A 22,747-nucleotide genomic window follows, 5' to 3' on the forward strand; every position below is an offset into this window, starting at 1 on the left:
GGGGCGCCAGTTATGTTGTGAGTCATACCGGATCACGAGCGCCGAGCCTGGCAGCAACCCATCCCGGGCCGCAGAAGAACTCTCACAGTTATGTTTTCCGCGGTCCTGCAAGAGGGCCGCTGGCCTCCGGGCCCGGCATGACTGTGTCCCCCTGTCGAACGCATGACCTGGGGGGTGGTGTCACCGGGCCCGGAAGGTGCCGTCGGAGACGCTGATGAGAGGTCCGGCCGCCACCCGGTCCGGCGCAACGCCGGACAGCTCGCGGATGGCAGGTCTGCATAACGTGGATGCGCGAGTACGACACCAACGCCGAGGCCGGCACCGTCAACACCCCTGGAAGGGCGCTATGTTCGACACTGAAGACGTGGGCGTGTTCCTCGGCCTGGACGTCGGCAAGAGCGCCCATCACGGCCACGGACTCACCCCGGCCGGCAAGAAGGTCTTCGACAAGCAGCTGCCCAACAGCGAACCAAAGCTGCGGGCCGTCTTCGACAAGCTGGCGGCGAAGTTCGGCACCGTCCTGGTGATCGTGGACCAGCCCGCCTCCATCGGCGCTCTGCCGCTGACCGTGGCCCGGGACGCGGGCTGCAGGGTCGCCTACCTGCCCGGGCTCGCGATGCGCCGGATCGCCGACCTCTACCCGGGCGAGGCGAAGACCGACGCCAAGGACGCGGCCGTGATCGCGGACGCTGCCCGCACCATGCCGCACACCCTGCGCTCGCTGGAGCTGACCGACGAGATCACCGCCGAGCTCACCGTCCTCGTCGGCTTCGACCAGGACCTCGCCGCCGAGGCCACCCGCACCTCGAACCGGATACGCGGCCTGCTCACCCAGTTCCACCCCAGCCTCGAACGCGTCCTCGGCCCGCGCCTCGACCACCAGGCCGTCACCTGGCTCCTGGAGCGCTACGGCTCCCCGGCCGCCCTGCGCAGAGCCGGCCGCCGCAGACTCGTCGAGGTGATCCGGCCCAAGGCCCCACGCATGGCCCAGCGGCTGATCGACGACGTCTTCGACGCGCTCGACGAACAGACCGTCGTCGTGCCCGGCACCGGCACCCTCGACATCGTCGTGCCCTCCCTGGCCGCCTCGCTCGCCGCCGTCCACACTCAGCGCCGGGCCCTGGAAGCCCAGATCAACGCCCTGCTGGAGGCCCACCCTCTTTCCCCAGTCCTGACGTCGATGCCCGGCGTCGGCGTCAGGACCGCCGCCGTCCTGCTGGTCACCGTCGGCGACGGTATCAGCTTCCCCACCGCCGCCCACCTCGCCTCCTACGCCGGCCTCGCCCCCGCCACCAAGCAGTCGGGGACCTCGATCCACGGCGAACACGCCCCACGTGGCGGAAACCGGCAACTCAAACGCGCCATGTTCCTCTCCGCCTTCGCCTGCATGAACGCCGACCCCGCCTCCCGCACCTACTACGACCGCCAGCGAGCCCGCGGCAAGACCCACACCCAGGCCCTCCTCCGCCTCGCCCGTCAACGCATCAGCGTCCTGTTCGCCATGCTCCGCGACGGCACCTTCTACGAGTCACGCATCCCCGAAACAGCTACCGCATGACCAGCCTCGGTCTTGCGTGACTGAACCAAACGGCCTCACAGGCAGTCGCACCCTGTGGCGTAGAGCAGCAGGAAGAGGGCCGTCATGGCGGTCACGGTGAAACCGACAGCGGTCAGGGCGGCGAGGCCCCGACGGCGCCCCTTCGCGGGGGTGCGGAAGGTCTGCCAGGCGCCGTGGGCGAGGAGGAGGGTGAGCAGCCCGGCCCCCGCGATGGTGAAGCGTGGGCTGAGGGACCAGCTCAGGTAGGCGATCAGAGCCAGGCAGCCGAGCAGGGCACAGGCGAGCAGGCTGAGGATCACCTCGGCGACGGCTTCTCCCACCGTCTCAACCAGGAAGTCACCGACGCCTTTCGCTGTCCTGCGGACCCCCACGGCGCTCCTCCCCCTCGCGTCGATGGCCCCGAGCGGGGCCTGGTATGGAGGACCCCCGTCAAGCCGGGATGGTTGCCGGGGTGCTCAAGAGTTGCCGACTGCGGCACACGGTCACACCTTGACGAAGGACATAGAGGCACCCCCCGTGCTGCTCGCGGCGTTCACGCCCGGCGGACTGCGACGGATCGGTCGGCGGTTCGGCGGCTGGCTGCCCGTGGCAATGCCGCTCCCGCACCTGATGGGCATGTGGGACATCATCCTCAAAGAGGCGGTGGAGGCAGGCCGGGACCCGTCCGCCCTGCGTATGGCGCTGCGCGTCAACCCCCAGCTCACCGACACGAGGACCGACCCCGAACAGCTGCCGAGGGCGGGCACCCTCGCCCAGTACGTCGACTACGCGCGGGCCGCCGCCGAGGCGGGTGTGCACGAACTGTTCGTGGACTTCGGGCAGACGCCGGCCACTCTCGCCGAGCGCGTCGACCTGGCCGGCCGCTTCCTCGAAGGAGTCCGCCGCGGCTGACGGTGCCAGGCGCCGTGAATCTCGTCCCGGGGCGGGTGGTCGGGACGGACCCGCGGCGCGGAGACGGGGACGCGATGGCCGCGGTCAGAACGCCACATCGGCCCGTGCGGTCACCGTGGGATCGGTTCGCCCTGGAATGTGTCGGCGTCATCGCTGGTTGCTCGAAGCACCCACCCTGTCCGGTCCCCCGGCGCCACGAGCGCCGGGGGACCGGCAAGGCGAACGCACCGATGGGAGAAGTCTTGAAGCGCCCCGACTCCGGCAACGAACCGTCCCGGCTCCGCCGCGTCCACCTCCCCGGAACTGTGCCGCTGCTGTCTCCGGTGGTTTCCCGGCGCCCGCACGACGAGGAGGAGAAGCAGGACGCCTCCGGCACGGACACGACCCCACGGGCCGTGGAATGAGATGAGCGTCGGTGGGACGCCCGCACGGCCGACGCACGAGGAAGGCCCCCGGGGACACATGGATACATGTGTCCCCGGGGGCCTTCCTCGTGTCAGGACGCTCCGAGGCCGCGCAGCAGGGTGTCGACGACGACGTCCGCCGCCTGTGCGGGGCTCAGTTCGGGCATCGTCCGGGACACCAGGTGCATGAGCTGGGGCAGCAACGCGCTCGCCCATCCCTGCGGGAGACCGTGGCGCAGGAGGCCTTCGTCGGTGGCGCGTTCGAGGAAGGCGTCGACCTCGCGGACGGACGCGTCACGGCGGGCGTGGACGGTGTCGTCGGCGAGCATGCGGGTGAGGTCGACGGGCCAGGTGCGGTTGACGGCGATGATGTTCTCGACGTAGCGGTGCAGTGCGACGGCGACGGGTGCCTCACGCAGCCGCGCGTCCTCGATGGCCCGCTCGATGGCCGTGAGCCGCGATTCGTAGATGGCCGCGAGGAGTTCCTCACGGGCGGCGAAACGCCGGTAGACGGTGCGTCGGTCCACGCCCGCCTCGGCGGCGATGCTCGCGATGCTCGCGCCGGGGTCGGCGGCGAGCATGCGTGCCCCGGTGGTCAGGACGGCTTCCAGGTTGCGTGCTGCGTCGGCTCTCACCGCACCGATTCTAGCGGCGGAATGTGAAACCTCAGACATCTAGCGCCTCTCACATGTGTAGTACTCTCCATTATATGCCACATCGGAGTGGCATATAATTCAGATAGTGCCAGCCTTGTGAGGCTGTACCGTCGTGCCGCGGCGGGCGCACCACTCCTGCCACCCCTTTCAGAAAGGCAAGTTCCGATGTCGAAGGCACAACAGTCCCCGTCACCAGGAGCGGGTGGTGTCGCCGCCGCGATGAGCGCGCTGATCCTGGCGGTCCTCCTGGCGGCCCTGGGCCAGACGATCGTCTCGACCGCGCTGCCCCGGATAGCCGAGGACCTGAACGGGTTCGACGACATCGCGTGGGTCAGCGCCGCGTATCTGCTCGCCTCGACGGCGGTGACACCGCTGTGGGGCAAGCTCGGCGACATGTTCGGCCGCAAGCAGCTGTACCTGACCTCGACCACGGTCTTCCTGATCGCCTCGGTGGCCTGCGGCCTGGCACAGAACCTGCCCGAGCTGATCGGCGCCCGGGTGCTCCAGGGGGTGGGCGGCGGCATGATCGTGCTGACCTTCGCCCTCGTCGGCGACATCGTCGCCCCGGCCGAACGCGGGCCGCTACCAGGGCATGTTCGGATCGGTCTACGGCGTCGCCAGCATCGTCGGACCCCTGCTGGGCGGGGTCTTCACCGACCAGCTGTCCTGGCGGTGGGCCTTCCTGATCAACCTGCCCGTCGGTGCCGTCGCCCTGGCCATCGCCGCAGTCCGGAGCGTGCGGAGCGTGAGCGAAGAACCGCAGCCCAGATCGGGAGGTCTTCGCGTACATCGGGTGCCGGCACTCGGCGCAAGTGATCGGCGCGGGCGGCTTCACCTTCCACACCGCCTCCCACGCCTGCCCGCACCCGAGATCGGGCAGGTGCGAGAAGACGGTTCCCCACTCGGCGTGCACGGCCCGGAATGCCATCGGCCCCCCTCTGAACGACAATTAGCTCAGAGTGTTGCGCTGAACACTGACAGTCGAGACCACCGAATTCAGACGCACGGCCGGAACTCGATCACAGCTCCTCTTCAGCCGAACGCAGGCCACGGCCGCACACTGCGTCACTCTCACAAATGACCATCTGTGAGAGTTCTGAGAACGGCCCCCGGGTGATCACGTTTCCGCAGGTCGCCACTCGCAAAAGCCCTCTCAAAACCCGCACGTTGTGCGAGGCACTTCTGAGGGACTGCCTCCATGGATCTCACGCCCGATCAGGCAGCACTTGCGGTAGAGCGTCACGACTGCGCGAAATGTGATGCACCCGCCGGCAGCGCATGCCGCACCCGGGGCGGGAAGACCGCCGCGAAGTACCACACTCCCCGCTTCGTCCTCGTCCCCGCACTCCGCGAGGAACTCGAAGTCCTCGTCCCCACCGACCGGCACCCCGGCCGCGCGTGGAAGCAGGGCCCGGCGCTCGCCGTCGTGCCCGCGCCCCGCACGGAGCGTCCGGTCCGCATCGGGTACGCGAGGACGTCGACAGCCCGGCAGGAGCTGGCGAGCCAGCTCGAAGCCCTCCATCGGGCGGAGTGCCACAAGGTCTTCAAGGAGCAGATCAGCACCCGCGTCAAGGTGCGGCCCGAGCTGGAGAAGGCGCTCGCGCTGGCCCACCAGTTCAAGGAGGCCGCGCCCGAGACGCCGGTCATCTTCACGGTGCACGAGCTGAAGCGTCTGGCGAGGAACGCCGCCGAGCTGATGAGCCTGTCCGCCGAGCTCCAGGCCGGCGGCATCCAGCTCGAACTCCTCACCGGCCCGCTCACCGGGATCTACGACCCCAACGGCATGGGCGCGATGTTCTTCGCCGTGCTCGCCGTCGCCGGGCAGATCGAGCGCAACTACATCCGGGAGAAGACCCTCGAAGGCCAGGTCATCGCCGCGTCCAAGGGCAACCACGGCGGACGCCCGAAGGTCATCGACGACGACATGCTCACCTTCGCCGTCGCGCTCAAGGACAAGGGCGTCCCCGTCCCGGAGATCGCCAAGAAGCTCACCATCAAGGTCGGGAAGAACGCGGGCAAGAACCCCTCGGTCGCCTCGCTCTACCGAGCGCTCGCCGAGGCCGAGGCCGAGGCCGCCACGGTGGACGACGGCCTGCCGCTGCGGCCCAAGCCCGTACGCATCCGCCGACCCAAAGAGCCGCTCACCCCCGAAGAGATCGACCTGCGCGAACGGCTCCAGTCCCAGCCCCACCCGAACGCCGAGCTGCGGTAGGAGGGCGTCCTCGCCCCGGCGGCCCAGGGAACAAGATCAAGTCCTTAGCGCTAATGGCTGTTCCGTTGGTCCAAGTGGCCGCAATTTCATCGGATGCAACACTGCGACTGGATCGCACACCGACGGCAACTTGACCGCTCTGTACTGGTCAGCGGCTTGCATGAGCCCGCCGAGGGGGACTAGCTGAGCCGCTTGAAGGGGGTCGGATGCAAGGCATCACGCCTTCTGAGCTGGGAACTTGTCAAGCGATTACATCTAATGAAAGATTCCTTCGTCTGATGTAGGTGGCGGAGGGTAGTCATTCGTGGGTGGGAACAGGCTCGCGCCGGGGGCTGTCGGGCTGCATCTGGTCAGTGACCTGCCGCTGCTGCGGCCGGACGAGCAGGTGTTCTCGGCGATGTTGGACGGCTGGCGCAACCAGCAGCTCGCGCGGAACCTGGCGTTCTCTACGATCGAGGGCCGGGAGAAGGTGGTACGCGCCTTTGTCCGGCACGCGGACACGTTCCCCTGGGCCTGGTCGCCGCAGATGGTCGACGAGTGGCTGGGTGACCTGCGGTCGGTGCGGCACCTGCGTCGTTCCACGCTCCGCAATTACCAGGGATCGGTCCGGTCCTTCTGCTCCTTCATCACCGATCCCGCCTACGGGTGGGCGGTGACCTGCGAGGAGCGTTTCGGCGCCCATCCGGTTCAGGTGGTGCACGAGTGGAACACTGCGGTGCAAGTGGAGGAAGCCGAGGCAGACCCGAGTAAACGGGCTTTCACCCGGCAGGAGTTGCAGGCGTTCTTCGACCACGCAGATGACCAGGTCGGCAGGGTCCGCGGCCGGGGCCGCAAGGGCTGGCTGCCCGCCTTCCGCGACGCGATGCTGTTCAAGACCGCGTACGCCATCGGCCTGCGCCGCAACGAGACGCGGATGCTGGACGCGGTTGACTTCGGACGCAACCCCGAAGGCCCTGAGTTCGGCGAGTACGGCGTCCTCTACGTGCGCCACGGCAAGGCGAAGAAGGGCTCGCCGCCCAAGCGCCGCAGCGTGCTGACCGTCTTCGACTGGTCGGCGGAGATCCTCCAGCAGTGGAACGAGGAGGTGCGTCCGCTGTTCCCCACTGCCGGCTCCGGGGCTCTGTGGCCTTCGGAGCGCTCGGCCCGGGTCGGCTTCTCCCAGATGAACACCCGCTTCACCACCTACCGGGACGCCCTCGGCCTGGACGACGGACTCGACTTCCACTCCTTTCGCAGGTCCTACGTCACCCACCTGATCGAGAAGGGCATGGATGCCCGGTTCGTCCAGGAACAGGTCGGACACGAACACGCATCCACGACCGCGATCTACACGTGCGTGTCCTCCGACTTCCGCACCCGCACCCTGCGTAGAGCGTTGGACGCGACGTTGCAGGCCGCTCTGCGGCCGGCGAGGAGGGCTTGATGAAACGCCAGGTCAGCTACCAGTGGCGGCTGCGCGAGGTGATGGCCACCCGCGGCATCTTCGCCGCCTCGGACCTCTCCCCGCTGCTCGCCGAACGCGGCATCGAGCTGTCCTCGGTCCAGGTCTGGCGCCTGGTCACCCAAACTCCCGAACGACTCTCCCTGCCCGTCCTGGCCGCGCTCTGCGACATTCTCGATGTCACTCCCACCGACCTGATCGCCACCCGGGCCGAGAACGTCGCCCCACGCCGCACCGCCGCCTCCGGTGGCGCCGACGTCGTGGACCTGGCCAACACCATCCGGCCCAAGCGCGCCCGGATCACCCCCGACTCGTGAGTCCGGCCTACGACAGCCGCGAGAAGTATGAGCGGTGGCACATATGCACCTGCGCACGCTGCGGCCGCCGCGCCGCCAAGTCCGCGAACTGGTCGGACGGACCTATCTGTCGCACCTGCTACGAGCGGGCCACGCGGGACCGGGGCCGCTGCCCCGGCTGCGGCACCGAACGGCTGCTTCCTGGTCGGAACTCAGCGGGGGCCGCCATCTGCCGGGACTGCGCGGACACCAGCCGTGACTTCTTCTGCGACCGCTGCGGCTTCGAGGGCCTGCTCCTCGGGGGCCGACTCTGTGAACGCTGCACGCTCTCCGACCAGCTCACCGCCCTCCTGGACGACGGCACCGGACGCATCCACCCGCAGTTGGTCCCGCTGCACCAGCTCTTGGTGAGCCTGGATCGCCCGAAGGGTCGGCTGACCTGGCTCCGCAACCCACAAGTCCCGGCTCTGCTGCGGGATCTCGCCACCGGAACAGTGCCGCTCACACACGACGCCATCCAGGCCCTGCCGAACTGGCGGACCGCCGCCTACCTCCGCGACCTGCTCATGGACAGCGGTGTCCTGCCTCACCTCGACCGTCGGCTCCTGCTGTTCGAGCGGTGGCTCGCCCAGCGCATCGCCGCCACAGCCGACACCGAACACGCCCGCATGCTCCAGCACTTCGCCACCTGGCACCAGCTCCGAAAGCTCCGCGCCAAGGCAGCCAAGAGCCCGCTGGGCACCAGCACGACGCAGGAATCCCGTCAGCAGATGACCCAGGCTGGCGCCTTCCTGGTCTGGCTCGCCGCCCGGCACGTCACGCTGGACGCCTGCACCCAGACCGATCTCGATGCCTGGCACGCGGAGAAGTACGCCACCCGGCGCCCCGCACAGGCATTCCTGCGCTGGTGCATGGAGACCCGCCGGATGCCGCGGTTGACCATCCCGAACCGCCCGACCACCAACCCCCATCCGATGGGCCAACACCAGCGCATCACCGCCCTGCAACGGGTCCTCGCCGACGACAGCACCTCGCCCAGAGTCCGGCTCGCCGCCTGTCTGGTCCTGCTGTTCGCCCAGCCCGTCAGCCGGATCGTCCGCATGGTCACCGACGACGTTGTCCACGACGGCCGGCATGTCGCACTCCGCCTCGGCGCCCGTCATCGCCCAGGCACTGGGCTACCACGACAAGAGCACCACCCGCATCGCCACCGACGCGGGAGCCCCCTGGAAGAACTACGCTCCGGGCGCTCACAGCAGCTGACAGACCCAGTGGCAACGGCCGAGCGGATCCGGTCACAGCCACCGGGCGGATCAGCCGCCGACCAGGGCCATGAGAAACCGGGTCTCCGCGTCGTCCCGCCCCGCACACATTCTGGGAACCGCAATGAGGGCGGCCAGGGCCCGGCACCAACCCACCACACGACGAGGAGACAGGCCAGGAACCAGCGCCGCCAGCTCCTCAATCCTCTGCTCCAGCATGGCTGGATCTGCAACTCCTTCAAGCACCCAGTCCACAGCGTCAAAGTCCGGATCGCCCCACGTCGGCCTCGGATCGATCGCCACCAGGCGGGCTCCCGGACCAGACAGCACGTTCGCCGGATGGAGATCACCATGCACGAGTCCCACAGGCCCACTGGCTGCAAGTTCCAGGGCCGCTGCTCGGGCCTGACCAAGCACCGTCGGGGCAACCACGCCGTTCGCGCGGGCCGCCGCCAGCCTGCGATCAGTCAAGTCGAACAGGAAGTCGATCCTGTGTGAGAGAGGCCCCAGCACCGAGTGCTCCCCCGGCACGGGAGGCGAGACCCGCAGATCTCGAAGCAGGGCCGCGACCTCGGGCAAATTCCAAGCAAGCTGCCGCGTCGGTACTCCCGGTTCCACATTCTCCAGCAGCAGGGCGCCGGCGGCGGGGTCCGCCGCCAGCAGAGTGACGACCGACGGCATATCTGCCCAGGCTCGCAGTGCTTCGGCTTCCTCGCGGGCAATCAAGGGCTCTGGCGTGAGCTTCAGCCACACCGAGGCACCAGAGTCACGCTGCAAGCAGCGGAACACCCGCGAGGTGCCTCCGCCCGCCGTCGCAACAAGATCCAGATTCCAGCGATCAGCGAGTTCACCGACGAGAGCGGGCAACTCGTCACACCAACCGAGCACATCAGCGCCGAACCGAACGACGAGACGATCCCGCACCTCGGGAGCAATGCAGGCCAACTCTCTCAACACGTCCCCCGCAGGTAGTCGATGCAGATCCTGCGCATCCTATGAGCACAGTCCATGTACGCCCCACCAAATTCCACTGTCACGGAGCGTGAAGAGCGGTCGCGTCGAACTACCCAATACAGCACTCAGGATTATCGACGCCTACCAATCCCAAGGCCGGGGCGGACGGCGCCGTGGCGGTCCTGTGCCTTCAGTCCGGGGACCGAGCCTCACGCCTCCTCAGGCAGGTAGGTGGCCATTGCCCGCAGACCCGCCAGCACCTCGTCGGCGGTGGGCGCGGACTCGGGGTCGGTGAGATGCTGCATCATCAGGCCGCTGACGAGGGCGAGCTGCACCGAGCCGACGGTGCGGATCGTCGCTTCGGGGAGCTCGGTCTCGGCGGTTCCGGTGACTTCTCGCGCCATGCCACTGCGTCCCTGCCGCAGCCCGGCGGCCACTTGCTCACGTAGCTCCGGATCGCGCTGCGCACGCAGGACTGTCTCCAGATTGGCGAGCCAGAAGGTCTTGTTGACCGAGAACGCCTCGATCAGGCGACGCCACAACGCGTCGAGGTCGGTAGCGCCCGTCGAGGGCCCGAAGGCCTGGTCTCCCGAGTCGAGTGCCTCGAAGAGTGCCTGGTTGAGCAGCGCCTCCTTCGAGCCGAAGTGATAGCCGATCGCCGCCATACTCACGCCCGCCGCAGAGGCGAGGTCGCGGACCGTCGTGCGCTCGTAGCCCTTCGCGAAAAGGCACTGTCTGGCGGCCTCCAGCAGCTTCTCCCGGTTTCCCATGACGTGGACCCTAGCAACAATCTGAACGTCTGCACCAGACGAACGCCTTATGCACTCGCCTTAGGCAAACGTCTTGCGCATCTGCCCAAATCCTGGCTACCGTTCCAGGCATCGAAAATCACGCCGATAACGGGAGCCCAGATGAGCACCATGAAGTCCCGCGTCGCCGCCCTTGCCGCGGCCACCGTCTCCGTAACGCTCGCTGCCACGGTGATCACGGCCGGCCTGGCCTCCGCGCGTCCCGGCGCCCCAGCCCTCCCCGCCCGGGTGGTGACCGCCGAGGGCCCGGTTCAGGGCGCGGTCGCTGGTGCGGTGCGTACGTTCCAAGGCATCCCTTACGCGGCCTCGCCGACCGGAGAGCACAGGTGGAAGGAGCCGCAGCCGGTGCGCCATTGGGCGTCGCCGCTGGACGCCCGCACCCCGAAGAGTGCCTGCGCGCAGCCGACCGACCAGCCCATCTCGATCGAGGACGGCGGCAGTGAGGACTGCCTCTACCTGAATGTCACGACTCCGGCTGGACGGACGACGGGACGGCTGCCGGTCATCGTCTGGATTCACGGTGGCAGCTTCACCTACGGTGACGGCACCACCTATCGCGCGGCCAAGCTGGCCGCCGCGCGGCAGGGCGCGATGGTCGTGACGATCAATTACCGGCTCGGGGCGTTCGGCTTCCTCACCGCGCCCGGCCTGCGCACACCGGCCAACCTTGGCCTTCTTGACCAGCAGGCCGCACTGAAATGGGTCAAGCGCAATGCCAGTGCCTTCGGCGGCGACCCCCGCAATGTCACGATCATGGGGCAGTCGGGCGGCGGCTACAGCGTCTGCGCCCAGTTGGTATCGCCTGGAGCCCGCGGGCTCTTCAGCAAGGCGATCGTGCAGAGTGCGGGCTGCGTCGGACCGGACGGCTCGTTCACCCGCGCGCAGGCGGAGACCAACGGCCTCGCCGTCGCCAAAGCCGCGGGCTGCGACGATGCACGCACCGTCGACTCCTGCCTGCGGCGCAAGTCCACCGCCGACCTCATCAAGGCATCCGTCTCCGGACACGACGGCTACCGGCCCGTGGTGGACGGCAAGGTGCTACCCGAGGCCCCGTCACGGGCGATCGCCGCCGGACGGTTCGCCCGGGTACCGGTGCTGCACGGCTCCACTCACGACGAGATGAGCGGGCTGGCCGGGCTCGACGAAATTATGACAGGGAGGCCGCTGACCGCCGAGGGGTACGCCAAGAAGGTCACCGAGCAGTTCGGCCAGGACGCTCCCGCAGTCCTGGCCGAGTACCCAGTTGCGAACTACCCGGCGCCGGGGGCCGCACTGTCGGCCGTGCTGACCGACTCGGAGTGGTCGACCGCGGCGCTCGACACCCAGCGCGCGCTGGCCCGCTACACCCCCGTCTACGCCTATGACTTTGCCGAGGCCAAGTCCCCGTACTTCAAGAGCGTGCCACGGCCGGCGAGTTTTTCACTCGGCACCGGCCACATGGTCGACCTGGCCTACCTGTTCGACAACGACCTGTTCGAGCCACTCGACGCCGCGCAAGCCGGGCTGTCGGACACGGCGATCGCCTACTGGAGCCGGTTTGCGAGCACTGGGCAGGTGAACGGGTATGGCATGCCCACGTGGAAGCGGTTCACGACCCGCGGCCCGTACGTGCAGCGGCTCGCGTCCGACCGCATCGGGCACACCGACTTCGCGGCCGACCACCACTACGCCTTCTGGAAGGCACTCGCCCCCTCACGGTGAGGTGAAGGGCTCCTGATGGCGTACGCGACTGTCCCGTCTCATTCGATCTTGCCGTCCCTCGATGCTGCGACCTGTACGGATGCAACGGCTTGTGAGACGGATTCAGCCGTTGATCTCAGGTGACGTTGTCTCCCGGGTACGTTTCCTCAGTGTCGTCTCACTCGATGTTGCCGGTGAGTGAGGTAGCCAGCCTGGCCGTCCAACAGGAAGCTCACCGACTCGCGGAGATCCTCAGACTCGCGGTAGTGCACGCCAGTCATTCCCAGCGCGGCTGCGGCGTCGACGTTCTCCAGTCGGTCATCGACGAAGAGGCACCGGTCCATCGCGACGCCCGCTCGCTCAGCCGCGATCTCGTAGATCTTGCGGTCCGGCTTGGCCACCCCCACCCGGGCGCTGCTGACGACATGGTCTGCGAAGTCCTCCAGTCCCAACGATGCCAGGTCGTTCTCCAACTCCAGGGTCGCGTTCGTTACCAGGACCAGGGGCATGTGTGCCCGCACCCGACGAAGCAGGGCCACCACCACTTCGTCGGCCCAGAACGGCGCTTGAGCAAGTGCCATTCCCAGCTCACGCGCCTGCGCCTGCGACACCTGGGACGCAAGGCGGAGCACGATGGATTCCACCCACTGCTCCTGAGTGATCTGGCCGAGAAGCAGGGGCAGATCTGTCTCCGGCGCGTATGCCACCTTCAGGGTGGTGCCTTGTGCCAGCCCGGCAACATGTTCCAGCCTTGCCAGCTCCGTCGTGTCATAGAAACGGATCACGTTGTCGAGGTCACACAGCACCGCGTCGAAGGGCCTGCTGGAAATCTTGGTAGCCGTCACTGGCCTTGGATACCACGGTGATCGACAAGCAGTCGATGTCTCATCTGACCTTGTCCCTGAGGTGCGATCCGGACAACGTCGGATGAGACAGAGTCAAGGTCACATGAGACAGGACAGCGCCAGTCGGAACGCCGCCGTTCGCGGCTGGTGACTCCGTCGTTCCACCCGCGGCCCCTGTCGTCAAACGTTCGTTTGACGACAGGGGCCGCGGGCATCCAATGAACCCGGTCTTTCCGGGGCTTGGTGACGGCTCGGATCCAATGAGATCCGATGGCGGTTGACGACAGGGTTAGATGGCATCTGGCGTCCGATGAAGGGCAGAAGCGAGGGACAGCGTGGCCAATCTCGTCTACAAGCGGGTGTCGACCGACCAGCAGTCGACCGACCGCCAGGATCTCGTCCTGGCCGAGGCCGGGATCGAGGACCCGGTCGTCTTCGAGGAGGACCCGGGCACCTCCAGCCGCCTCCACCCTCTTGAGCGCCCGAAGTTCGGCGAGCTGCTGAAGTACGCCCGGCCGGGCGACACCGTGCACATCTCCGAGATGTTCCGCCTCGTCCGCGGCAACCAACACATCCTCGACGTCCTCGAAGTACTGCACCACGACCGCCTCGCCCTGCGCATCCACGACGGCGCGTTCTCCGCGATGGACCTCACCGCACGCCACCCGCGCACCGGAGAGCTGCTGTCCACCGTGAAGTTCATGGTCCAGACCCTCGCCGCCGCCGGCGAACTCCAGCGCGACCTCCAGCGCGAGCTCACCTACGACGGACTGCGGGCCGCCGAAGCCAAAGGCAACAAGGGCGGACGCCGCCCCGCCGTCCCGGCCGACAAGACCGACGACGTGCGCACCGCGTACCTGGAAGGCCGCTCCATCGCCGCCCTCGCCCGCGACCACGGCGTCAGCCGCGGCGCAATCCGCACCGCCGTCGCCGACCTCCTGCCCGAGTACACGGCCGCCGACCCGGGCGCACCGGCCCCGGAACTGCCGGTCGTCCTCGACATGCCGGGCAAGGTCGCCGACTTCCTCCGCGCTGCCGAACTCGCCGACGCCGAGCGGGTCGTGCTCGACCACGGCCAGGTGGTACGACGCGGCCAGGGCTACACCCTTCGTGTCACCGCCGTACCCGCAGTCCACCGTCAACTCCTCGACCGCTGCCAGCCCCTCGACGGCGCCGCGGCGATCCCGGCACAGCGCAAGGCCCGCCGTGAGTACGAGAACCGCGTCAACGCACTCCGGGCCGACAACTGAAATCAACGCTGTCAAAACTTCTGACAGCAACACCGGTTCTCTGGTCCGTTCCTACCGGACCCCCAAGGGACGTCGAGACCGCAACCCCAAACGTTACGCAGGGCTACACGCCACCTGGCCGTAGCTATACGAGAACAGGGCCGATAGCCCCCACCCTCGCCGTCGGCACCCTGCTCGCCCTCTTCCTCAAGCCGGCCCGGAAGACCCGCGAAGCGGCCGGTACTCCCGACCCCGCCACCGCTGCCACCGCCAAGGACGCTGTCCAGGCCGCCTGATCCAACGGACAGCACGCCTCGACCGGCCGACGCCCGCACCGGGTGCCGGCCGTCGGCTCCTCGCACGCCAGTGGCGCACACGGTGCGCCGACTACGCGCCGCACTCTCCCGGAGCGCCCGCGGAGAGTCTGTTGAGCTTCGCGAGCCGGCGATAAACCGGACGCCAGTGGATGTGCGGATGACTGTCCGAGGCATCGAGCATCCGGTTCACCTCTCGTGTTGCGGGGCGGTGTCAGGTATGGCCACGGGGGGCAGACCGGTGGAACACCCCCGCGTCCAACTCTGCGCGAGGGCCCGAGGCCCGGCATACGTCGAACGACCGAGCCAACGGCGAAGTCGTCAGCGGACGTCAGCCGTCCTGGCTGATGCCGAGGTTCGAGAGCGCGTCCCTGAGCGCGGCCCGCGAGGTGATGCCCAGCTTGGGATAGATCTGGTAGAGATGCGTGCCGATGGTCCGGTGCGACAGGAACAGCCGCTCGGCGATCTGCTTGTTGGTCAGCCCGGTCGCCGCGAGCGTGGCGATCTGCAGTTCCTGCGCGGTCAGTGCCACGGGCCCCGGCCTGGCGACGGTCGGCGCGGACTGGCCGCTCGCCCGCAGCTCGGCCGCCGCCCGCGTCACCCAGGGCCCCGCGCCCAGCCGCTGGAAGGCCTCCAGCGCCAGGGTCAGCTGCTCCCGGGCCTCCGTCGTGGCGCGCAGGCGCCGCAGCCGTTCGCCGTGGAAGAGGCGTACCCGTGCGGCGTCGAAGGGCCAGCGCTCCTGACCGGGCACGGACAGCGCCCGCTCGAAGAGGGCCACGGCCCCCTCGCCGGGCGTGGTCAGCGCCTCGCCGGCCAGTACCAGCAGCTCCAGCCGGGGCGACAGCTCGGCCATCGCGGACGCGCGCATCGCCGCCGCGTGGGCGGCGGCTTCCTTGTCCCGGCCGGTCCGCAGGGCCGCCTCGACCAGGTCCATCGTGCCCCACATGGCGATCGGGACGTAGGGGGCCACGGTGCCGGGCGGGCTGAGGGCACAGGCGTGCTGGTAGGCGGTCTCGAAGTCACCGCTGCCGAGGGCGGCCAGTGTCCTGGCGTGGCAGGCGAAGAACCGCGCACCGTGGGCCCCGCGGGGCGTCGACCACCGGACGATCTCCTCGGTCAGGGCGGCACTCGTCGTCACGTCGCCCCGCGCCGCGGCCACGACCGCCTGCACATACTGGAAGTACCACGCGAAGAACCGGTAGTCGTGCTCTGCGCACAGCGCGAGTCCCTCGGCGGCCGACTGCGCGGCGTCGTCCCACTGGCCCACGTGGTAGTAGTCCAGGCCCAGGTGCATCAGCGCGCCCAGATGCCGGCGCACGGGCGCGGTGCCGGCGCGGCCCTGCTCGACCAGTCGGCGCGAGGCCCACCGGAAGTCCCCGAGCCGGTCCGGGTAGACCGAGGCGGTGCCGACGCGTACCACGTGGGTGGGATCGTCGCCCACGGTGGCGATCAGCTCGGCCAGCCGGGGCAGCGCCGGGGGACCGGTGCGCGCCGGGTCGGCGAAGGTCTGGGTGACCACCCACAGCAGCTCGGGCGGTCGTGGGGTCAGCCGGTCCACGAAGTCCCGCAGCGGCTCCCACAGCTTGGGGTCACCGCCGTACCAGCACAGCAGCACCAACAGGTGCAGGGCTTCGACGAGGGCACCGTCCGAGGCGTCGTAGCCGTGCCCGCCCGCCTCGATCGCGCCGACCAGCAGCCGGTACGCGGTGTCGATGTCGCCGTCCCTGTTGATCAGCAGGAACGCGGATGCGGCCGCCGCGTGCAGCGATTCCTGCCCGGTGGGATTGATGAGCCGGGCTCCCGCGAGCAGCCGTGAGGCGTCCTCCAGTTCACCGCCGGAGTCGACGCCGACATAGGCGGCCTCCGCCAGCCGGCGGCTCGCGTCGGCCACCGCGGGGCTGAGTCCGGCGGCCCGGGTCAGCGCCGTCACCGCGCCGAGCGCGTCCCCGCGCCGCAGCAGGCGGTGCCCGGCCTCCTCCAGCAGGGCCGCGACCTCCTCGTCCGGGCCCACGGCCGCCTGTCCCAGGTGCCAGGCGCGGCGCTCCGGGTGGTCGCTGAGCACGTCGGCGAGCGCCTGGTGGGCTCTTCTGCGTTCCGAGGCGGTCACCAGCTCCACCACCGCGGAGCCGATCAGCGGATGCCGGAAGGACAGCCGTCGGTTGTCGGCCGAGATCGTCACCAGCCGGTTCCGCTCCGCCGGGGCGAGGTCGTCGACGGCGGCCCGGCCAGCCGCGGCCGCCTCGATCGAGGCCAGGTCGCCGGTTCCGTCGAGGGCGGCGATCAGCAGCAGTTCCCGGCTGCGGTCGGGCAGGCCGGCCACCCGCGAGGCGAAGAGGGACTGCAGCCGCTCGCTCAGCGGCAGTACGCCGGGCACCGCCGACAGGGTCGCGCGCTGCTCGGCGGAGAGCGCCGTCGGCAGCTCCACCAGCGCGAGCGGGTTCCCGCGTGCCTCGGTCGCGATGCGGCGCCGTACCGCGGGGGAGACGTCGGGATGCGTGAGGGTGAGCAGCTCGGCCGACGAGGCGTCGTCCAGCGGCTGGAGCCGGTACTCGGTCAGACCGCTCGACTCGAAGAAACTGTCGGAGCCCTCGCGGGAGGCCGCGAGGAAGCCGATACGGCTACCGACGAGCCGTCGGGCCACGAAGCCGAGCACGGAGTTGGTCGCCCGGTCCAGCCACGGCAGGTCGTCGACGACGAGCAGGAGGGGCGTCTGGACAGATATCAGCCGCAGCAGCAACAGCACCGCGGTGGAAGTCAGGAGGCGGTCGGGAGCCGGCCCGCCACCGATGCCGACCGCGACCCGCAGGGCGTCGCGGTGGACGGTGTCCAGGATCTCGAAGTCGTCGAAGAGCGGTACGAGGAGCTGGTTGAGACCGGCGTAACTGATGTCCGCCTCGAACTGCACGCCCGCCGCGCGCAGCACCCGGACCCCGTTGCGCACGGCGCCTGCCGCCACCGCGTCGAGCATCGCGGTCTTGCCCACCCCCGCCTCGCCCGAGAGCAGCAGAGCCGCTCCGTGGACCTCGGAGTTGCCGCTGAAGAAGAAGTGGATGAACTCGAGGTCGCTGTCGCGTCCGACCAACCGACTCGAGGCCGGGCAAACGGTCGAGTCCAGGTCATTCATCGGGCTGCCTCCAACGGCCGACATATGGAGGCCCGGTGCCGTGAGCCGACCTGGCTGCGCCCCAACCCGGCTCCGTGTGGCCCATGCAATCACTGCAGTCTAAAGGACGTCCAGATTTCGCCCTTGCTGCTCCCTGAGCTGGGCCTCCGGTGGGAGTTCGGCGGGTGTTCGGGCGGTGACGGGACGGCGCGCCGAGGGCGTCGTAGCTATGACGGCGTCATGGTTGGGGGCTCTTACGCCGTGATGGCGGGGGCTGACGGGGCCGTGGTGGCCGGGCGTCGGGAGAAGCGCCGCGGGCCGGATCGGGTGCGGGCCGTCCGGTGCGGGCCGTTCGCGGCTCCACGGCCGGCGGATCAGGAACGGCGCAGCAGGTCGGCGGCGCGTTCGGCGATCGCGTACACGGTGGCGTTGGTGTTGTTGGAGGGGATGGAGGGGATGACGGAGGCGTCGGCGACGCGCAGTCCGTCGAGGCCGCGCACCCGCAGTGCGGAGTCGACCACGGACACCTCGTCCTCGCCCATCCTGCAGGTGCTGACGGGGTGGCAGTACGAGCCGAAGTACGTGCGGGCGTAGTCCGCGATCGACTCCTCGTCCACCGCGGTGGACGCCGGGCTGACCTCCTCGATCCCCCACTCGGCCAGCGCCGACGACCCGGCGATCCTGCGTGCCGTTGCGATGCCGGACAGCACCGCCCGGACGTCCTCCTCCTCGGTGAAGTAGCGGGGGTCGATCACCGGCGGGGCGTACGGGTCGGCCGAGGTGATCCTGAGCGAGCCGCGGCTTGCCGGCCGCATCGGTGAGATCCCGATGGTGAAGCCGTTCTGCACCGGGGCGACCGGGTCGGGCAGCGGGATGTCGATGACATGTGAGTGTGGACATGTGAACGGATAGGTGTGTCTGGCTCGTTTCACTGGCGTCAGGGTTCGTCGCCCGCTGCCCTTCTTGTGCCGTTCCGCACGAGGACGTGGAGCGGGGGCGTTCCGCATGTGTGAGTGAGGTTGTGATCAGGGTGAGTGCGGACATGTCCGATGTGACAAGTGTCAACCTGCGGCCGGAGGACGTGGTGGCTCTGCGGCATTCCGTGGGCGGAGTGGTCCTGGAGCCGGGATCGGAGGGGTACGAGGCCGAGTGCGCCACGTACAACCTGACCTGCGGTCTGCGGCCGGCCGTGGTGGTCGGCGCGATCAGCGAACTGGACGTCCGTATGGCGGTCCGGTTCGCCGCGCGGCACGGGCTGCCGGTCGCGGTGAAGTCCGCGGCCCATCAGATGGTCTCGTCGGCCGACGGCGGGCTGCTGATCACGACGGGGCGGATGCGGCGCATCTTTGTCGACGCGAAGGAACACACCGTGCGGGTCGAGGCGGGGGTGCGCTGGAGTGACGTGCTGCCGCGCACGGCGGAGTTCGGGCTGGCCCCGATCGTGGGCTCGGCGCCGAACGTCGGTGTCGTCGGGTACACGCTCGGCGGCGGACAGAGCCCGCTGCTGGGACGGACGCTCGGCTATGCCGCCGACCATGTGCGGTGGCTGAACGTGGTCACCGCGGACGGAGAACTCCGCCACGTGACACCGCAGAGCGAACCGGACCTGTTCTGGGCGCTGCTGGGCGGCAAGGGCAACTTCGGTGTGGTGACCGAGATCGAATTCGAGGTGTTCCCGGTCACGCGCTTCTACGGCGGCGGCATCTACTTCCCCGGTGAGCACCTGGCCCAGGTGCTGGAGGCCTGGCGCGCCTGGCTGCCGACGGTGGGGGAGGAGATGACTTCGTCCATAGGCATCCAGCGCCTGCCCGACATCCCGGTGCTGCCCGAGCCGTTGCGCGGTGGCTTCGTGATCCATCTGCGGATCGGCTACCTCGGATCGGCGGCCGACGGGGCGGAACTGATCGCCCCGCTGCGCGCGGCCGCGCCGGTGCTGATCGACCTGGTGGGGGAGAAGCCCTTCACCGCGATCGGGGAGGTCCACCTGGACCCGGTGGACCCGATGCCGTACTTCGACCGCAGTGTCTGCCTGGAGGAGTTCTCCGAGAAGACGGCGCAGGCGTTCGTGGAGCTGACGGGCCCGCAGTCGGGCTGCACTCTGGCGAACGTGGAGATCCGGGTGCTCGGTGGCGCGTTCGACCGTGAACCGGCGGTGCCGAACGCGGTGCCGAGCCGGGGTCTTCCGTATGTCGTCTTCGCGTTCGCGGTGGGCGCCCCGGACCAGGAGGAGACGCTGCGGGCCGACCTGGCGCGGCTCGTGGACGGGCTGGCGCCCTGGGCGGCGGAGCGGAACATGGTCAACTTCCTCTCGCCGGACGAGGCGACCGACGTCGAGGCGATGCGCGCGGTGTACGGGGCGGAGCGGTTCGACCGGCTTGCCGCGGTGAAGAAGCGCTACGACCCGGCCAACGTCTTCCGGTTCAACCACAACATCACACCCGCCTGAGCCCCGCCCCGACGAACGCAGCACCCCGTTACCGAGCCGTCCGGTCGCAGGACCGGCGGCCGGTGACGGGGCGGTCACCCGGTTGGTGCGAAAACGACTACCGGACGAGTTCGGCGTACTCCTTGAAGTCGATCCGACGGTCGCCGTCGTCGCGGCGATATTGACGATCGCCGCGATGTTCTCGTGGCTCACCTTGGGGTACTGGGCGTCGTCCTCGGGGCGCGTTCCTGCCCCTGCACTTCCGGCAGGTCGAGGACGGCATCAGGTACGGAGTGTCCCGTGACCAGTCCTGGACGGCCGCGTTCGGGCTCACCCTGACCCTGGTCTGGCTGTACGTGGAGACCGTGCGGCTGTTCACCCTCTTCCCGGGCGAGGACCTCTACTGACCGTACGGCGGACGGCCTTTGGCCCCGTCCTGCCGTCCTGCCCGCCGGGCCGGTCCGCGGATCACACGGTCTTGATCAGGGCCGTGGCCAGCAGCCCGACGGTGTACGTGATGCCGTAGTAGCGCAGGATCGGCTGCCGGGGCGAGATCCTCAGCAGGACCAGCGCGAACACGGCCGTCACGCCGATCACGAACGGGTCGAACCCCGCGTTCTCGAAGGCCAGGTTGGCCGTGATGCCCGCGCCGATGAACAGGGCATTCACGGTGATCAGGACGTTGTCCCAACGGCGCGGGGCACGGTCGGTCGGGAAGAGGAACTGGGTCAGCATGACCGTGGTGTTGAGCAGCGTGAACCCGGTGAGGAAGACGACGTCGGAGAACACGTCGTCGTTGTAGGCGACGACCCGGCAGATCGCGGGAAGTCTCTCCGAACAGAAACGTCCGTGCAGATAGTTGGTGATCTCGTGGTCGCCGAGGCTGAGGGCGTACACGTACGCGCCGGTCGTGAAGAGAGTGCCGAGCGCGACCGTGGCACCGTGCCGCCGATGCCGTGAGTCGGTCACCAGGTGGGCGGCGACCAGGTAGTACAGCAGGACGGTGCACAGGCCGAGCACCATGTTGTCGATCTCCACCCAGCGCAGGAACCCGTTGTCCGCGACGAACGCGAGTGTGCTGCCGGACTTGCGGTTGACCGAGACGAGCACGACGACCAGCGAGTTGAGGGTGAGCAGCAGGTGTAGTCTGCCGTGCGCGAGACGACCCGGGCGGGGCGCGGACCGCGGCCCGGTGTGCGGCACCTGCGTCAGGGAAGGATGACTGATCACACCCGACAGAACGTCCCGGACACCCGGGAAGGTTCACCCCGTGTTCGCGGTGACCGGCGGACACAGCCCCCGCATGAGCACGTCGAAGAGTCGCTCGGCCCTGGCTCGGTCATCGTCCTGCGGGCCGACGTGCCACCGGGGCGGAGTCACGCCCCGGACACCGATCGGACGGCCAGAGCCGGGCGCGGTCCGCCGTCGTCGTCTCGGGCAGGCCCCCCGCGGACGTGTCGTCCGACGGGCAGGGCACACCACCCGCACTGAACAGAAGGCCATCGATACCCATGTCCCATGACGCAGTCGCTCCCCTCACCCTCCTGGAACGGCACACACCGACCGTGGAGCGGCTCACCTTCCTGACCGCCGCCCTCGCCGAGGACCTCGACCGTGGCGACTGGGCCCCGGGCCCGCTGGAGCGGACCCTCACGTCCCGTCTGCTCGTGGCCTGCGCCGGCGACGGGCAGTTCACCCCGGTCCGCCTGCGCGAGACCTTGTGGGAGGGCAGCGTCGCCCTGACGTACGCCGGCGATGGCCGGCTGGCCCGGCTCCTCGCCCAACTGTGCGAGGTGACCTCACACTCGGCGCCGGACGCCGAGCACGCGCTGTCCGCCGCCTCACGGCTGCTGGAGCGGGCGGCACAGGACGTACCGGGGGACGGCGACGAACTCTGACGGCACCGGGGACGAGGCTCCCCACCTCCCCGCGAGGTCGGGGCGGCCGGATGCCCAGGCGCCGAGAGCGCGTTCAGCCGGCCGTCCCGACCTCAGCCACGGCTGCCGGTGGCTGACGCGCGCCATGCACCCCCCAGCGCAGTCAGATGACGGATGTGTGCGGCACTCCGTCTCCGGAAGACTGAATGCCATGAAGCTCGCACACCGGGCACGGAGGGGAGAGAACGTGACGAGGTACCACAGGTGCGGCCGGCCGTGCTGTGACCATTCGCCCGCCAGGCTGTCATCGTCCAGGCCGTCATCGTCCGGGCGGCGTCCCAGGAGGGCCGGCGCGGACGGGCCCGTTCTCACCCTGGTGCGGGGCGCCCAGGCCCATCGGACGCCGGTCGCCCTGTCCACGCTGACGCGGGACCCCATGCCGGCCGACGTCCGGGGCGCGATCGTGACGCCGGTGAACGGCAGGCTCATGGCCACCTGGATGCCGCTGGACGGACCGTCCCGCGTCCCGCAGGGCCGCGTCCTGCTGTCCTGGACGCACACGGATGCCGACCGGACGGACGTCACCGCTCATCTGGGCCTCGCGGGCGTCCAGGTCCTGCTGGCGGTCTGGCCCGGCCTGCGTGGCGAGTGGTCTGGCGTCGTCCGTCCCACCGTCGCCGAGGTGACGGAACTGCATGCCGCGCTGCGCGTCGCGACCGTGGTTCTGAACCGACTGACCGACTGGCCGAATGGCCCGCTGGTCGGCTGAACAGGCCGGCGAGGGGTCGGTG

Annotated in this window: 21 protein-coding genes and 2 pseudogenes; 14 read left to right on the forward strand and 9 right to left on the reverse strand. The window is 69.3% G+C overall.

Going from position 1 to position 22,747, the window contains the following annotated elements:
- The first annotated feature begins 346 nt into the window (after window positions 1-346).
- Window positions 347-1,558, forward strand: coding sequence for an IS110 family transposase (locus AB0915_RS27945; RefSeq protein ID WP_366693702.1), 1,212 nt, complete (start codon window positions 347-349; stop codon window positions 1,556-1,558).
- Between the two features lie 35 nt (window positions 1,559-1,593).
- Here the strand turns inward: AB0915_RS27945 and AB0915_RS27950 are convergent, their stop codons facing one another.
- On the reverse strand, window positions 1,594-1,929 hold the full coding sequence (locus AB0915_RS27950) for a lysine transporter LysE (RefSeq protein ID WP_366693703.1): 336 nt from the start codon (window positions 1,927-1,929) through the stop codon (window positions 1,594-1,596).
- Between the two features lie 118 nt (window positions 1,930-2,047).
- Here AB0915_RS27950 and AB0915_RS27955 point away from each other — a divergent pair, with 118 nt between their 5' ends.
- Both AB0915_RS27955 and AB0915_RS27960 read left to right on the forward strand, forming a co-directional pair.
- Window positions 2,048-2,449 (forward strand): hypothetical protein, encoded by a 402-nt coding sequence (locus tag AB0915_RS27955; protein WP_366693704.1) that lies wholly within the window; start codon window positions 2,048-2,050, stop codon window positions 2,447-2,449.
- A gap of 230 nt (window positions 2,450-2,679) precedes the next feature.
- The gene (locus AB0915_RS27960) at window positions 2,680-2,853 is read left to right on the forward strand and encodes a hypothetical protein (RefSeq protein WP_366693705.1); all 174 of its coding nucleotides are present in this window, start codon (window positions 2,680-2,682) and stop codon (window positions 2,851-2,853) included.
- A 92-nt stretch (window positions 2,854-2,945) separates the two neighbouring features.
- Here AB0915_RS27960 and AB0915_RS27965 read toward each other — a convergent pair whose 3' ends face one another.
- Entirely contained in the window at window positions 2,946-3,434 is a 489-nt protein-coding gene (locus tag AB0915_RS27965; protein WP_366693727.1) for a TetR family transcriptional regulator, read from the reverse strand.
- A gap of 240 nt (window positions 3,435-3,674) precedes the next feature.
- Here AB0915_RS27965 and AB0915_RS27970 point away from each other — a divergent pair.
- From AB0915_RS27970 to AB0915_RS27985, 4 genes and pseudogenes are all read left to right on the forward strand, one after another.
- Window positions 3,675-4,236 (forward strand): annotated as a pseudogene (locus AB0915_RS27970) (MFS transporter); the annotation flags it as partial.
- A gap of 471 nt (window positions 4,237-4,707) precedes the next feature.
- The gene (locus AB0915_RS27975; protein ID WP_366693706.1) at window positions 4,708-5,721 is read left to right on the forward strand and encodes a recombinase family protein; all 1,014 of its coding nucleotides are present in this window, start codon (window positions 4,708-4,710) and stop codon (window positions 5,719-5,721) included.
- 304 nt (window positions 5,722-6,025) lie between these two features.
- Complete coding sequence (locus AB0915_RS27980; protein ID WP_366693707.1) at window positions 6,026-7,144, forward strand: site-specific integrase; 1,119 nt, start codon at window positions 6,026-6,028, stop codon at window positions 7,142-7,144.
- Window positions 7,144-7,479: a helix-turn-helix transcriptional regulator gene (locus AB0915_RS27985; RefSeq protein WP_164251158.1), complete on the forward strand. Its 336-nt coding sequence runs from the start codon at window positions 7,144-7,146 to the stop codon at window positions 7,477-7,479. Before AB0915_RS27980 ends, AB0915_RS27985 begins: the two co-directional genes overlap by 1 nt.
- Before the next feature lie 191 nt (window positions 7,480-7,670).
- Here the strand turns inward: AB0915_RS27985 and AB0915_RS27990 are convergent, their stop codons facing one another.
- Window positions 7,671-8,594 (reverse strand): hypothetical protein, encoded by a 924-nt coding sequence (locus tag AB0915_RS27990; protein WP_366693708.1) that lies wholly within the window; start codon window positions 8,592-8,594, stop codon window positions 7,671-7,673.
- Between AB0915_RS27990 and AB0915_RS27995 the strand changes: the two genes are divergently transcribed.
- Window positions 8,593-8,721: a hypothetical protein gene (locus AB0915_RS27995; protein ID WP_366693709.1), complete on the forward strand. Its 129-nt coding sequence runs from the start codon at window positions 8,593-8,595 to the stop codon at window positions 8,719-8,721. The genes AB0915_RS27990 and AB0915_RS27995 overlap by 2 nt on opposite strands.
- A gap of 50 nt (window positions 8,722-8,771) precedes the next feature.
- Here the strand turns inward: AB0915_RS27995 and AB0915_RS28000 are convergent, their stop codons facing one another.
- Together AB0915_RS28000 and AB0915_RS28005 are read right to left on the reverse strand one after the other, a co-directional pair.
- Window positions 8,772-9,644 (reverse strand): aminoglycoside phosphotransferase family protein, encoded by an 873-nt coding sequence (locus AB0915_RS28000; RefSeq protein ID WP_366693710.1) that lies wholly within the window; start codon window positions 9,642-9,644, stop codon window positions 8,772-8,774.
- Window positions 9,645-9,883: 239 nt separating this feature from the next.
- On the reverse strand, window positions 9,884-10,444 hold the full coding sequence (locus AB0915_RS28005; RefSeq protein ID WP_366693711.1) for a TetR family transcriptional regulator: 561 nt from the start codon (window positions 10,442-10,444) through the stop codon (window positions 9,884-9,886).
- A 141-nt stretch (window positions 10,445-10,585) separates the two neighbouring features.
- Here AB0915_RS28005 and AB0915_RS28010 point away from each other — a divergent pair, with 141 nt between their 5' ends.
- On the forward strand, window positions 10,586-12,184 hold the full coding sequence (locus AB0915_RS28010; RefSeq protein WP_366693712.1) for a carboxylesterase family protein: 1,599 nt from the start codon (window positions 10,586-10,588) through the stop codon (window positions 12,182-12,184).
- Between the two features lie 146 nt (window positions 12,185-12,330).
- Here the strand turns inward: AB0915_RS28010 and AB0915_RS28015 are convergent, their stop codons facing one another.
- The gene (locus AB0915_RS28015; protein ID WP_366693713.1) at window positions 12,331-13,008 is read right to left on the reverse strand and encodes an HAD-IA family hydrolase; all 678 of its coding nucleotides are present in this window, start codon (window positions 13,006-13,008) and stop codon (window positions 12,331-12,333) included.
- Window positions 13,009-13,343: 335 nt separating this feature from the next.
- On the opposite strand from AB0915_RS28015, the gene AB0915_RS28020 reads away from it, so the two are divergent.
- Entirely contained in the window at window positions 13,344-14,258 is a 915-nt protein-coding gene (locus AB0915_RS28020) for a recombinase family protein (protein ID WP_366693714.1), read from the forward strand.
- Between the two features lie 624 nt (window positions 14,259-14,882).
- Here the strand turns inward: AB0915_RS28020 and AB0915_RS28025 are convergent.
- Both AB0915_RS28025 and AB0915_RS28030 read right to left on the reverse strand, forming a co-directional pair.
- Window positions 14,883-17,675 (reverse strand): AAA family ATPase, encoded by a 2,793-nt coding sequence (locus AB0915_RS28025; protein ID WP_366693715.1) that lies wholly within the window; start codon window positions 17,673-17,675, stop codon window positions 14,883-14,885.
- A gap of 353 nt (window positions 17,676-18,028) precedes the next feature.
- Entirely contained in the window at window positions 18,029-18,586 is a 558-nt protein-coding gene (locus tag AB0915_RS28030; RefSeq protein ID WP_366693716.1) for a GMC oxidoreductase, read from the reverse strand.
- 110 nt (window positions 18,587-18,696) lie between these two features.
- Here AB0915_RS28030 and AB0915_RS28035 point away from each other — a divergent pair, with 110 nt between their 5' ends.
- Window positions 18,697-20,100 (forward strand): FAD-binding oxidoreductase, encoded by a 1,404-nt coding sequence (locus tag AB0915_RS28035; RefSeq protein ID WP_366693717.1) that lies wholly within the window; start codon window positions 18,697-18,699, stop codon window positions 20,098-20,100.
- Between the two features lie 195 nt (window positions 20,101-20,295).
- Window positions 20,296-20,486 (forward strand): annotated as a pseudogene (locus AB0915_RS28040) (Bax inhibitor-1/YccA family protein); the annotation flags it as partial.
- A gap of 61 nt (window positions 20,487-20,547) precedes the next feature.
- On the opposite strand, the gene AB0915_RS28045 reads toward AB0915_RS28040, so the two are convergent.
- On the reverse strand, window positions 20,548-21,282 hold the full coding sequence (locus tag AB0915_RS28045; protein ID WP_366693718.1) for a hypothetical protein: 735 nt from the start codon (window positions 21,280-21,282) through the stop codon (window positions 20,548-20,550).
- Window positions 21,283-21,590: 308 nt separating this feature from the next.
- Here AB0915_RS28045 and AB0915_RS28050 point away from each other — a divergent pair, with 308 nt between their 5' ends.
- A complete protein-coding gene (locus AB0915_RS28050) occupies window positions 21,591-21,977 on the forward strand; it encodes a hypothetical protein (protein WP_366693719.1) in 387 nt (128 codons plus the stop codon).
- Window positions 21,978-22,392: 415 nt separating this feature from the next.
- Window positions 22,393-22,725, forward strand: a complete 333-nt coding sequence (locus AB0915_RS28055; protein ID WP_366693720.1) for a hypothetical protein — start codon at window positions 22,393-22,395, stop codon at window positions 22,723-22,725.
- Window positions 22,726-22,747: the final 22 nt, after the last annotated feature.

Origin of the sequence: Streptomyces sp. NPDC048411, assembly GCF_040704695.1 — a bacterium.
Taxonomy (GTDB): Bacteria; Actinomycetota; Actinomycetes; order Streptomycetales; family Streptomycetaceae; genus Streptomyces.

What these genes read in the sequence shown, in the direction of transcription:
- AB0915_RS27985 (WP_164251158.1), top strand. Translation starts at nt 7,144, where the DNA reads ATGAAACGCCAGGTCAGCTACCAGTGGCGGCTGCGCGAGGTGATGGCC.
- AB0915_RS27995 (WP_366693709.1), top strand. Translation starts at nt 8,593, where the DNA reads ATGTCGCACTCCGCCTCGGCGCCCGTCATCGCCCAGGCACTGGGCTAC.
- AB0915_RS28050 (WP_366693719.1), top strand. Translation starts at nt 21,591, where the DNA reads ATGTCCCATGACGCAGTCGCTCCCCTCACCCTCCTGGAACGGCACACA.
- AB0915_RS28035 (WP_366693717.1), top strand. Translation starts at nt 18,697, where the DNA reads ATGTCCGATGTGACAAGTGTCAACCTGCGGCCGGAGGACGTGGTGGCT.
- AB0915_RS27945 (WP_366693702.1), top strand. Translation starts at nt 347, where the DNA reads ATGTTCGACACTGAAGACGTGGGCGTGTTCCTCGGCCTGGACGTCGGC.
- AB0915_RS27960 (WP_366693705.1), top strand. Translation starts at nt 2,680, where the DNA reads ATGGGAGAAGTCTTGAAGCGCCCCGACTCCGGCAACGAACCGTCCCGG.
- AB0915_RS27990 (WP_366693708.1), bottom strand. Translation starts at nt 8,594, where the DNA reads ATGCCGGCCGTCGTGGACAACGTCGTCGGTGACCATGCGGACGATCCG.
- AB0915_RS27965 (WP_366693727.1), bottom strand. Translation starts at nt 3,434, where the DNA reads ATGCTCGCCGCCGACCCCGGCGCGAGCATCGCGAGCATCGCCGCCGAG.
- AB0915_RS28005 (WP_366693711.1), bottom strand. Translation starts at nt 10,444, where the DNA reads ATGGGAAACCGGGAGAAGCTGCTGGAGGCCGCCAGACAGTGCCTTTTC.
- AB0915_RS28010 (WP_366693712.1), top strand. Translation starts at nt 10,586, where the DNA reads ATGAGCACCATGAAGTCCCGCGTCGCCGCCCTTGCCGCGGCCACCGTC.
- AB0915_RS28055 (WP_366693720.1), top strand. Translation starts at nt 22,393, where the DNA reads ATGCCGGCCGACGTCCGGGGCGCGATCGTGACGCCGGTGAACGGCAGG.
- AB0915_RS28025 (WP_366693715.1), bottom strand. Translation starts at nt 17,675, where the DNA reads ATGAATGACCTGGACTCGACCGTTTGCCCGGCCTCGAGTCGGTTGGTC.
- AB0915_RS27975 (WP_366693706.1), top strand. Translation starts at nt 4,708, where the DNA reads ATGGATCTCACGCCCGATCAGGCAGCACTTGCGGTAGAGCGTCACGAC.